We start from the raw sequence: 11,315 nt of genomic DNA, 5'->3' as shown, positions 1-11,315 counted from the left end.
ATGAAATAAATTGACATCTATTTTTTTGGCGTTACATTTATATCAGTCTAGCGCAATAGCTGGACTAAGTAGGCTATCTCCTCCAGATCTGATCCGACAGGATCCACCCCACCACCGCGAGGCGCATCGACCCTGCCTAGAATCGCTATCTGTGGCTCGTTCCCACGCTCCAGCGGCGCGTATCTCGTGACGCTGGTGCGTCAGGATTGGCTTCCACGCCGGAGAGACTGTGAAAGAATTCGCCATCGACCCGTTGCCACAATGAAACCGACCTCAGCCGGGTGGATCAACCCCTGGGTATGCCGGCCATGAAGACCACGGCTTCCCCAGAGCGGGAAATAGAGCAGGAAATCCGGTAGTCCAGTCCGTGCGGGACCAGGAATACGCCTCCGCGCCCGAGCTCGAGTCCCTCAAGGCCCCCTTCAAGACCTGTGGCCGAGACGGCCACCTCGCCTTGGATCACCACACCCAGCGCCGGACTATGGTCGGCCGCACTTGCATAGGGCCGCGCGGCGGTTATCCGCAGGCGCGAAAGTATGAACTCCTGGGACGGGGTCTCATAAACCACCCGTTCCTCCGCGGGTCCCAGTCCCTTCCCCATGACCTTTACCTTGCCGGCGTCGAAGGTCAGGATCCGCAGTAGCTCGTCCACATCCGTGTGCTTGGCCGTCAGCCCACCGCGCAGCACATTGTTGGAGTTGGCCATGATCTCCACCCCGGCCCCCTGGAGGTAGGCATGGAGCTCGCCGGCAGGGAGGTACATCGCCTCCCCGGGCAGCAGATGCACCAGATTCAGGAGAAACAGGGAAAACAGCCCTCTGTCTCGGTGGCCGTCGTTCGAAAACACGGAATCCGCCCGCAAGACCCAGTATTCCGTTTGTTCCTTGGAGAATGCCTGACGGGCGGCTTCCTCCTGCAACCGCCGCACCAAGGGCGTAAGGATGGCGTCGACCTCGGTCTGGTCCATGCGCATGACCCGAGTATAGAGGTCCCTCAGCAACTCCCTGGTCGGGCGATCATCGGCCGCCAGGTCACACAGCTCTGGGACCGATGCCAAGACGGCACCGAGCTCATCCAGCGGACGAAAACCGCACAAGGCATAAAACTCGGTCAAGGCCACAATCAGCTCGGGCTTGTGGTTGTCGTCATGATAGTTGCGGTTCGGGGCGTCCGAGCGGATACCCAGCCGATTCTCGCGCTCGAAGCCTGCCTGCGCCTGCCGTTTATCGGGGTGGGCCTGGATCGAGAGGGGCTGAGCAGCGGCCAGGATCTTCAACAGAAACGGCAGCCTGCCGCCGAACCGCTCGGCATCTCTCCGGCCCAACACCACCTCCGCAGCACCGCGCAACAGCAGTGGCAAGGGTACCTCCGAAGCGCCCACCCGGGCCACCGCGGGCAGCTCGGCATGGGCACCAATCCAGAGTTCCGCATAGGGCTTCTGCTCCGGGTTCGGAACCCCGATCAGATCAGGGATGTAATCTGGATCGCCCCAAGCATAGTGCTGGACCCCGCAGCGCAGGACTAAGGGTCTTGGTCGCCGGAGGAAATCCGCGACGGTCGTCGCGGATACCGATTGGTTCATTGGGAGATTCCCGTTAGCAGGTTGTCGAGTACGCCAAAAAACCATCCGGGAAGTCCACGACCCTAAGAGGCTGTCTAAAAACCAACTAACCTGTAGGGTGGGCTGTGCCCACCAAATACTACGCCTGACCGGTGGGCACAGCCCACTACGGATACGATTTCATAAAAATCAATGACTTAGTTTTTAGACAGCCTCTAAGACAGTACCCGTGGCTCGAGCGTCGATGTCGGACCGGGTGCAATCCTATACCACATCCCAAGCCTGGGAGCTTTTCCGGGGATCCACTCAGCCCCCGCTATGCTGTGCCAACCACTGGTGGCCTTTGTCGGTCAGGCGGTATTTTTGCAGGCGGCTGTTGGGCTTGTCGGGGATGGTCATGGCAATCGAGCCATCGTCCAGGGCCGGTTTGAGGTAGCGCTCGTGGAAGGATTTGCGATCCAGCAGGCCGAGGGCGGTTTGCAGCACCTCGCGAGTCATTTCTCCCTGGATCACCGAAAGCAGCTCCCCGACTTGGGGGGTGACTTGGGGGGTGACTTGGGGGGTGACTTGGAGGTCGGAGATCATTACGGCATCCAAGATCCTCCGCAGCATGAAGGTGATGAAGGGCGCGGAGTCGGTTTGGTCGGTGCTCTCCTGCAACGCTTGATAATACTTGGCCTGGTGCTCGAAGACCAGGCTTTCCACCGGAATATCCGCGAACAGGGGATTCCAGCGGGCCAGAATCAGGCCCTGCCACAACCGCCCCATGCGACCATTGCCATCGGCAAAGGGGTGGATGAACTCGAATTCGTAGTGAAAGACCGAGCTGGAGATGAACGGATGCGTATCGGTTGTGGCCAGCCATCGCAACAGGTCGCCCATCAATTGTGGCACCCGGTCCGCCGGGGGAGCCATGTGGATCACCTGACTGTCCGCCATGACCCCCACGCCACCGCGCCGGTACATTCCGGCCTCGTCGATCAACCCCGACATCAGAGTGCGATGCGCTTCCAGCAGATCCTTTTCCGTCTCTGGCCGCCAGCGCTCGAAACGATCGTATGCGACCAAGGCGTTTCTCACCTCCTGCACCTCGCGAGGCGGGGCGATGACCCGCTTGCCCTCCAGAATCGCGGTAATCTGCGCTTCGCTCAGGGTATTGCCCTCGATGGCCAGTGAACCGCGAATAGTGCGGATGCGGTTGATGCGCCGCAGTCGCAGTACCCTGGCCTGATCGGCGAGCACGGTCAGCCGCCCGACAGCCTCGCTGATTTCGGCGACCCGATTCAGGATCTCCGGGGTGATGGTGTAGGGTGGCTGATAACCTGTACCAGCTCCCTGATTGCCTGAAAGGTCGCCATCCATTGCCGGTGTCACAGCTTTGTCACAGCCTGCCGGTGGGTGAGGGTGAATTCAAGCTGGAAGGCGCGGTCATCGGGTGATCAGCCTCCTTTGGGCGCGGGCCGCCCGAATGACATTGCGGTTGGCGGTGAAGACCTGAATACAGGGAACCGTGGCGAAATCGCCATCATCGGTGATGACCTGCACCACGCCATGGCTTCGCATGGATTCGAGGATAAAGAGATCATAGCCATCGACCTTTTCGGTTTGCAGACGGTTCAGTGCGGCGTTGGCCGTGGGCGCGTCGATGGTGACGGTCAATGGCTCGGCAAGTATAGTAACGAGCCCGCATGCAGCTTGAACCTCCGCAAACATGCGTGCCCTTTCGGCAGGGAGATTATGACGATATTCTTTGGTGCCGATCTGGCCGTTGGCGACTTCGTAAATTTCACGTTCTGCTTTTTCGATAAGATGGGTCAGTTCCGCCAAACTCAGCCCGGATTGGAAAATTCGCGCACCCGCGCCGAGAGCGGCCTTGGTATAGATGGGATAATTGGAGGTCTGATAATCAGCTGGGGGGCGTGCGCTCTGGCTGGCCCTGGAATAGGTCAACCAGTACCAGACATTGGTGTCCACCAGAAACGCATCCTCGGCCCCGGGGGTATCGGCGGTGATGTCGACCACATCGGCTTGCACGGTATAGTTGATCGCCATCAGCCCGACTCCCTGGCCTGCTGTTCCAAAATGTCATCGACGATTTTGCGGTAATCCTTGTCACCGTGATATTTGGCGGCGTTTTCGATAACCCGTTCGACCACCAGCCTGCCGGTCTCGTTGAGATGCTCGATCTGCAGCAGGCGGCGCAGGTCGGCCTCGGCGATGTCCTTCAACAACTGGCCAATCGCGAAGTTGAAAAAGGGCGAGGCGAACTGGTTTACCCCCGCGAAGTCGAGGGTAACGGTTTCACCGTTTTGCAACGCGCCACGGATGGCGTCGTAAATCTTTTGCCCGTCCTCCCTGATGATGCCGCGAGGGCCGATCTGGTCCTTGATGGATAGTTTCATGGTTCTGTTCTCTTTCTAAGGGCTATTCGGCCTCGTCACGGAACCGGTAGAGGTTCTCGTCACAGCGCAGGGTGATGTGCATCACCGTGCCTTCAAAGGCAAAATCGCGATTTTCGTACCGTTCGCCGTCTTTATCGACAATGGCATAGCCATCGTTACTGTAAATCTCCAATTTGCCCTGATTGAGCCGGGCGAACTCCTTGAGCAAGTCTAGGCCCAGACCTCGGGCGACACCGCCTGTGCAGGTACTGTTGCCGCGCTCAAAGGCCCATTTCAGGCAGGCAGCTCCCGATAGTTTTGACACCAAGGCATCTTCCACATGTTGGCGGAGAAAAAAGCGCACGTTAGCGGGGATTCCTCGACCAAAATCAACGGCGGAAAGGATCAGGTTGTTTTGCCTCCGGTAATGCTGACCACAGGAAAAGACGCCGATCTCCGTACCGCTGTGTTCAAAAGCATTGCTGTAAATTTCCCACATGCGCCCAGCAATAGCGTCACGCAGCCGATCACTGACATGCACCCAACCCTTGCCGATCCAGTTGTAAGTCAGATAATCCATAATTCCATTCATATCGAGTGCCTTATCTTCGCGATACGGAATGGAATTGCCGTCCCATCCTGAAGATGGGTAGGCAAACGTACCTGCAAATCCGTTCTGGCAAAGATTGGCCATGACCGCGCTGTGGTGAAGCGTACTCCGGTCGAAGGTGACCGTTTTCCACCGCGATTGGATCAACCGCGCCAGACCGCCGAGAAAAGCAACGGCATTGGGCCGCAGAAAATCACAATGGGAAAAGTCGAAACGAATATCCTCGAAGTAGTCATTCGTCTCACTCCAGATCCCGAACAGCCGCGCGAAATCGTGCGGACCGTCGTTCAGGGTTGGAATCCGGATGACCTTCTGCGCCATGCCTACAGCTTCTCCCGGAAGGTATTGTCGAGACGGCTCTCCAGATCGCCTCATCCGCGATTCCTCTCCGCCTCTTCGCCCCATTCCACCAGCTTTTGCCGCAACAGCTCCTTGTCCGGCAGGTAGAGCCGGTACTCCTGGGCGTGGATGTTGGCGTCCTCGGGCAGGGTGATTTCCACCAGGGCGTCGTGCTTCTTCCGGCACAGGATGATCCCGACGGTCGGGTGTTCGTCGTCGAGCTTCACGAAGCGGTCGAAGTAGTTGACGTACATCTGCATCTGGCCCAGGTGCTGGTGGGTCAGCTTGCCGATCTTGAGGTCGATGAGCACATAGCAGCGCAGCAGGCGGTTGTATAAGACCAGATCGACGAAGAAATGCTCCTCGTCGAAGGTGAAGCGCTTCTGCCGAGCCTCGAAGAGGAAGCCCTTGCCCAGCTCCAGCAGGAAGTGTTCGAGCTTATCGATGATGGCGGTTTCGAGGTCGGATTCCGAATATTTCGCCTGTTCGTCGAGGCCGAGAAACTCCAGCACATAGGGCTCCTTGAGCAGATCTTCGGGCTGGGCCACGATCTGCCCTTCCGCCGCCAGCTTGCGGACGCCATCCTTGTCGCGGCTCAAAGCAAGCCGTTCGTAGAGGCCGGAGTTAAACTGGCATTTGAGTTCCGGCAGAGACCAGTCGTTGGAGTCCGCCTCGATTTCGTAGAAGCGGCGCTCATCCAGGTTGTCGATGGAGGTCAGGAAGACGTATTGCGACCAGCTCAGACTGAAGGGCGCGACCAATTTCCCAGATGGTATCTGGGATTTTGAAGTGCCGGGGAATTTCCCAGATGGCATCTGGGATTTTCCATCGGGTAGAAATATCGCTGACTGTGCCTGCGCAATCCGGAGCGTTCTGTCCTGATAGGTCAAGTAGAACCTACGCATGTACTCCAGGTTGGAACGGGAGAAGCCCCGCCCGAACTCCGCCGTCAACTCCGCGGAGAGCGCCTTGAGCAGCGCTTTACCATACTCCGCCCGTTTTGATCCTTGTTGCTCGTGCTCGACAATGCGCCGTCCGATCTCGAAGTTGGTCAGCACCTGGATGAGGTCTACGGAATGGACCACCGCTGTGCGGGCGGAGAGGATCAATTCCCGGATGTTTTTCAGGAGGTCCTTCATTGACCGTTCCCCCGGCCGGCAATCATCATCGGCCGCTCCGCTGGGCGTCGATCTCACGGGCGATCTCTTCGTCGGTGTAGGTTCGCATGGACAGTAGCCTATTGTGGGAGTCGATACATGTGAACACGGCAGTCCGTTGGGAGGAGGCATGTCCGGTTCATCCTTGCAAGGGATTGACAATTTCCAGCGATTCAATCCGTTGGCTGTGTTGCAGGTCTTCGGTGTAGAGGGTTCGGCAGCCGGACTCCAATGCGGCGGCGATGATCTGGCTGTCCCAGATCGAAAAACCATAGCGGTCGCGAATCTGCCAGGCCCGGCGCACGACGGGTTCGTCGAGCGGTTGCAGCCGCACATAGCTCAGGATTGTGTCCAGGTTTTCCTGAATCCAGCGATCCGTCTGTCCGGAGCGCAGCATGACACTGTAATACTCTGCCACCACTTGAGGGCTGATGACACCTGCGTTCAGGTTTTCGACCAACTCCAGCGCAATGCCGTGGCGTGGCTCGCCCGGCTTTCGCAAGTGCGCGTAAATCCAGATGTTGGTATCGATGAAGCTACCGCCGTGCATTGCGCTCTTCCCTTGAAGGGATATCGATCACATCCACATCGGCAATGTTGAATTTGGGCCGTTCGCGGGCGGGAACCGCCTGCGCCATTTCATCCAAGGGCCAGAGGATATATTCCACCCGGCGGTGGCGCAGTTCTTCGGGCACGGGAATGGCGTCGGGGGCGTCTTCGAGAATCCGGCGGATGGATTGCATGATTATTCTCCTGGTGCATTTTCGGAAAGTAGGTAGGATGGGCAAAGCAAGCGCCCATCAGGATGGTTTTAAAGTTTCGGTTATCCGGCAGAGGTTTCCGGACCGCGACTGTTTGTAGGATGCACCAAGCGCAGCGTGCCCATCAACAAGGAGCACCTTCCGGCAGGCAGGCGCCGTAGCCAACAAAGGTGTTGGGCACGGCACGCCGCCACACGGCATGTCTTTGCCCAGCCTGCATGCTTGTCCTGGAACAGAATATCGCTCAGGGTGCACACCACGCAGCGCGCCTTTGCCCAACCTACGATTCTCCCGGTTATCAGCTACCATCACCGGCAACCGGAAGCCGCAAGTCTTGGGTTGGAAAGCAACCTTTGAGTAAAATCCTCGCTCTGGGAACTCCCCCGCAAATCAGTGGTCTTTTCCGAGGTTTTTCCAAAATCCACCTGCAACGGAGATAACGATAAGGGGCTTGTGCATGATCGAGGTACGACGACTCACCCGCAGCTATGGCGACCTGAAGGCCGTGGACGATGTCTCGTTCGACATCGGCCGCTCCGAGGTCGTGGGTCTGCTGGGCCACAACGGGGCCGGCAAGACCACCGTCATGAAGATGCTTACCGGTTACCTGGAGCCGGATGCCGGCGCTATCCGCATCGAGGGTCTCGATATCCGCGCGCAACGGCGTGAAGCCCAGAAGCGTATCGGTTATCTAGCGGAGAACTGCCCCCTGTACCCGGAGATGACGGTGATCGACTATCTGGATTACCAGGCGACCCTCCATGGGGTGCCGGAATCTGAACGTCCCGCCGCGATCCGCGCGGCCATCGAGCGCACGGAGCTGGCGCCCAAGGCGGACCAGGTCATCGCCACCCTCTCGCGCGGTTACCGCCAGCGCGTCGGTGTGGCCCAGGCCATCCTGCACCGGCCGACCGTCCTGATCCTGGACGAGCCCACCAACGGACTCGATCCATCCCAGATTCAGCACGTGCGGACCCTGATGCGGGAGCTGGCCGAAAGCGCGACCCTGATCCTGTCGACCCATATCCTGCAGGAGGTCGAAGCGGTCTGCGACCGGGTGCTCATCATGCACGCCGGGCGACTGGCCCTGGACTCGGACCTCGCCGCCCTGAGCAACCCGCAGCGTCTGCTGGTCTCCCTGGAGCAGGCCCCCACGCAAGTGGTTCCGACGCTGATGGCGCTGGACCCGGTAACCGCCGTGGAGCCCCTGGAGAGTCCGGATGGCGAGAGCCCGGATGGCCGCTACCGCTATGCCCTGGATACCGCCGACCCGGCGGCCACGGCGCCGGTGGTCGCCCGTGCGGTGAGTACGGCCGGTTGGGACCTGTACCGCCTGCAACCGGAGGTCCGGGATCTGGAGACCCTATTCGGCGCAGTCAGCCGGCATCAGAAGGCCTAGGGGGTGTTCTCAATCTGGGGTTCTTACTTGCATTAGAACCACGGATAGACACGGATAAACACAGATTGTGATCCGTGTTTATCCGTGTCCATCCGTGGTTCTTCGGTGCGGTTCGTTGCTCGGGATGACAGGAAACTTTTGATGAAACGGGGTATCTAGTCCCATGCATGAGGTCATATCCATCGCCCGCAAGGAGCTGTGGGGCTTCTTCGCCTCGCCGGTGGCCTACATCTTTCTCGGTGCCTTCCTGGCGGTAAACCTATTCGTCTTCTTTTGGGTGGAGGCCTTCTTCGCCCGCAACCTGGCGGACACCCGCTCCCTGTTCGAGTGGATGCCGGTACTGCTGATCTTTCTGGTAGCGGCGCTGACCATGCGCCTGTGGAGTGAGGAGCGCCGCGCCGGCACCCTGGAGACCCTGTTCACCCTGCCGGTCTCGCCCCTGCGCCTGGTGCTGGGCAAATTCCTGGCGGCCCTGGCCCTGGTGGCGGTGGCCCTGGTGCTCACGCTGCCCTTGCCCATGACCATCTCGTTCCTGGGCCCCCTGGACTGGGGACCCGTGCTCGGGGCCTATCTCGCCACCCTGCTGCTGGCGGCGGCCTACATCGCCATCGGCCTCTTTGTCTCCGCCCGCACGGATAACCCCATCGTCAGCCTCATCGGGAGCACCCTGCTGTGCGGGCTGTTCTTCCTCCTGGGCTCGGAGACCCTGACGGGTCTGTTGGGACACCGCGGCGGTGAGGTCCTGGAGCTACTGGGCAGCGGCTCACGCTTCGAGTCTATCACCCGCGGCGTCATCGACCTGCGGGATCTCTACTTCTATCTCAGCATCGTCGGCCTGTTTCTGGCCCTCAATGTCTACGCCCTGGAGCGGCTGCGCTGGGCCGGGGCCACCGCACCTCCCGCTCGCCACCGGCGTTGGGCCTTGGTCACCGGGCTGCTCGCGGCCAATCTCCTGGCCGCCAATCTGTGGCTACACCAGATCGGTTGGGCACGCGCGGATATCACCCAAGGGCGGGTCTACTCCATCTCCGAGGCCACCCGCAACTACCTGGCCCAGCTCCGCGAGCCCCTGCTGATCCGCGGCTATTTCAGCGCCCGCACCCATCCCCTACTGGCGCCCCTGGTCCCTCAAATCCGCGACCTGCTGCGGGAATACGAGCTCGCCGGTGGCGGCCAGGTGCAGGTGGAGTTCATCGATCCGATGGAGGAGCCCGAGCTGGAGCGGGAGGCCGGGGAGCGTTACGGCATCCGCCCGGTGGCCTTCCAAACCGCCAGCAAGTACCAGGCGGCCGTGGTCAACTCCTATTTCGACCTGCTAGTCCAGTACGGTGGTCAACATGAAAAACTAGGCTTCCGTGACCTCATCGAGCTCAAGGATCCGGGCGCGGGGGACCTGGAGGTGCGCCTGCGCAATCCGGAATACGACCTCACCCGGACCATCAAAAAGCTGCTCTACGGTTACCGGGGTGGCGGCGACATCTTCCAGGGGCTGACCAAGCCGGTGAATTTCCACGGCTATATCTCGGCGGCCGACAAGCTGCCGGAACCCCTGCCCGGTCTGCGGAAAGAACTGGAAGCGGTACTCACCGAGCTGGCGGAAAAGGCCAACGGCAAGTTCACATTCGACATCCGGGACCCGGATGCCGGCGACGGTGCCTTGGGGCAGGAGATCGCGGAACGCTTCGGCTTCCGGCCCCTGGTCCTGGGCCTGCTGGACCCCCGGACCTTCTACTTCTATATGGTCCTGGAATCCGGTGACCAGGCTATCCCTATTCCCCTCCCCGAAGCGCTCGACCAGGCCGGGCTGCAACGGGCCATCGAGGCCGGAATCAAGCGCTTCGCCCCGGGTTTCCTCAAGACGGTGGCCCTCTATACCCCGCCCCAGGCCGGTGGTGGCTTCATGGGGGCGGCGGTCGGCCCGAGCTACAGCGCCCTGGAGGAGCACCTGACGGCCAACCAGGCCCTGAAGAAGACAGAGCTCGACCAGGGCACCGTCCCTGAAGACGCGGATCTGTTGCTGGTGGCCGGACCCGAAAGCCTGGACGAGAAACAGGTCTTCGCCATCGATCAGTTCCTAATGCAGGGAGGGACCGTGATCCTCGCCGCTTCGCCTTACCACCTGAACCTGGGAGGCAACGCCATCGGGGCCCGCTCCCGGCCGACGGGCCTGGAAGCGTGGCTGGCGTACCAGGGCGTCGAGCTCGAGTCGACCCTGGTGCTGGATCGCCAGAGTACGCCTTTCCCGATCCCCGTCCAGCGCCAGGTGGCGGGTTTTGTGGTCGAAGAGATCCAGAGCTTCGCCTATCCGTACTTCCCGGATATCCGTGCTGAGGGTCTGGATCAGGAGACCGGTATCACCTCCGGGCTCGGCCAGATCACCCTCAACTGGGCCTCGCCGGTGAAGATCGACCCGGAAAAGAACCGGGACCGGCGCGTGGTCGAGCTGCTGAAGAGCTCGGCGGATTCCTGGACCGATGCCTCCGAGGACATTCAGCCCGATTTCGACACCCATGGCCCCCTCGGCTTCGCCGTGGGCGACGACCGGGGCAGCCGGCCCTTGGCGGTAGCGGTCCAGGGCCGTTTTGGCTCCTTCTTCGCCGGTAAGCCTTCGCCCCTGCTGGACGAACCGGAGGCAGCGGCATCCGAAGACGAGGGCGCGGACGCAGCGGCCGCAGAACCCACCGAAGAGCCGGACGCGCCGGTGGAAGCGGCAGCGGAAGCGGCGCCACAACCGCCGATCTCCGGCCTGGTGGAGACCTCTCCCCCGGCGGCCCGGCTGATCCTGATCGGCTCCGCCAGCTTCCTGACGGACACGGCCATCGGCCTCGCCACGGAGGCCACCCGTACCCTTTACACCCAACCCCTGGAGCTGATCCAAAACGCCGTGGATTGGTCCCTGGAGGACCGCGGGCTGCTGAGCCTACGCGGCCGCGGCCAGTACTCGCGGCTGCTGAGGCCCTTGACCCGGCACGGACAGATGATCTGGGAATACCTCAACTATGCCCTGGCCCTGGCGGGTCTCGCCCTCGTCTACGGCCTATATCGGCGCAGTCGCCGCCGGCGCCGGAGCCACTATGAGACGGTCATGTCCGCGGGGAGGTCCTAAG

At 60.9% G+C, this 11,315-nt stretch carries 10 protein-coding genes; 2 read left to right on the top strand and 8 right to left on the bottom strand.

The window, feature by feature from the left end; all coding sequences use genetic code 11:
- Positions 1-286 precede the first annotated feature (286 nt).
- The 8 genes from manA to E1958_RS17295 form a co-directional block, all read right to left on the bottom strand.
- Positions 287-1,582 carry a mannose-6-phosphate isomerase, class I gene (manA, locus tag E1958_RS17330; protein WP_165741957.1) on the bottom strand — a complete coding sequence of 432 codons (1,296 nt, stop codon included), beginning with the start codon at positions 1,580-1,582 and terminating at the stop codon, positions 287-289.
- Positions 1,583-1,867: 285 nt separating this feature from the next.
- A complete protein-coding gene (locus E1958_RS17325; protein ID WP_243725297.1) occupies positions 1,868-2,935 on the bottom strand; it encodes a Fic family protein in 1,068 nt (355 codons plus the stop codon).
- A gap of 54 nt (positions 2,936-2,989) precedes the next feature.
- The gene (locus tag E1958_RS17320; protein ID WP_089727279.1) at positions 2,990-3,613 is read right to left on the bottom strand and encodes a PIN domain-containing protein; all 624 of its coding nucleotides are present in this window, start codon (positions 3,611-3,613) and stop codon (positions 2,990-2,992) included.
- Positions 3,613-3,963, bottom strand: a complete 351-nt coding sequence (locus tag E1958_RS17315) for an STAS-like domain-containing protein (protein WP_089727281.1) — start codon at positions 3,961-3,963, stop codon at positions 3,613-3,615. Before E1958_RS17315 ends, E1958_RS17320 begins: the two co-directional genes overlap by 1 nt.
- A 22-nt stretch (positions 3,964-3,985) precedes the next feature.
- Entirely contained in the window at positions 3,986-4,873 is an 888-nt protein-coding gene (locus E1958_RS17310; protein ID WP_133512981.1) for an ATP-binding protein, read from the bottom strand.
- A 50-nt stretch (positions 4,874-4,923) separates the two neighbouring features.
- Positions 4,924-6,030 (bottom strand): PDDEXK nuclease domain-containing protein, encoded by a 1,107-nt coding sequence (locus tag E1958_RS17305; protein ID WP_133512980.1) that lies wholly within the window; start codon positions 6,028-6,030, stop codon positions 4,924-4,926.
- A 157-nt stretch (positions 6,031-6,187) separates the two neighbouring features.
- Positions 6,188-6,598 carry a PIN domain-containing protein gene (locus E1958_RS17300; protein ID WP_133512979.1) on the bottom strand — a complete coding sequence of 137 codons (411 nt, stop codon included), beginning with the start codon at positions 6,596-6,598 and terminating at the stop codon, positions 6,188-6,190.
- On the bottom strand, positions 6,585-6,791 hold the full coding sequence (locus tag E1958_RS17295; RefSeq protein ID WP_133512978.1) for a hypothetical protein: 207 nt from the start codon (positions 6,789-6,791) through the stop codon (positions 6,585-6,587). The genes E1958_RS17300 and E1958_RS17295 overlap by 14 nt, the downstream gene beginning before the upstream one ends.
- Before the next feature lie 475 nt (positions 6,792-7,266).
- Here E1958_RS17295 and E1958_RS17290 point away from each other — a divergent pair, with 475 nt between their 5' ends.
- The gene (locus E1958_RS17290) at positions 7,267-8,208 is read left to right on the top strand and encodes an ABC transporter ATP-binding protein (protein WP_133512977.1); all 942 of its coding nucleotides are present in this window, start codon (positions 7,267-7,269) and stop codon (positions 8,206-8,208) included.
- Between the two features lie 163 nt (positions 8,209-8,371).
- Positions 8,372-11,314: a Gldg family protein gene (locus E1958_RS17285; RefSeq protein ID WP_133512976.1), complete on the top strand. Its 2,943-nt coding sequence runs from the start codon at positions 8,372-8,374 to the stop codon at positions 11,312-11,314.
- The last annotated feature ends 1 nt before the right edge of the window (position 11,315 follow it).

Source organism: Candidatus Thiosymbion oneisti (genome assembly GCF_004359955.1).
GTDB lineage: Bacteria > Pseudomonadota > Gammaproteobacteria > Chromatiales > Chromatiaceae > Thiosymbion > Thiosymbion oneisti.
The sequence above is the reverse complement of the archived record's forward strand: the minus strand, read 5'-3'. Positions and strand labels throughout refer to the sequence as shown.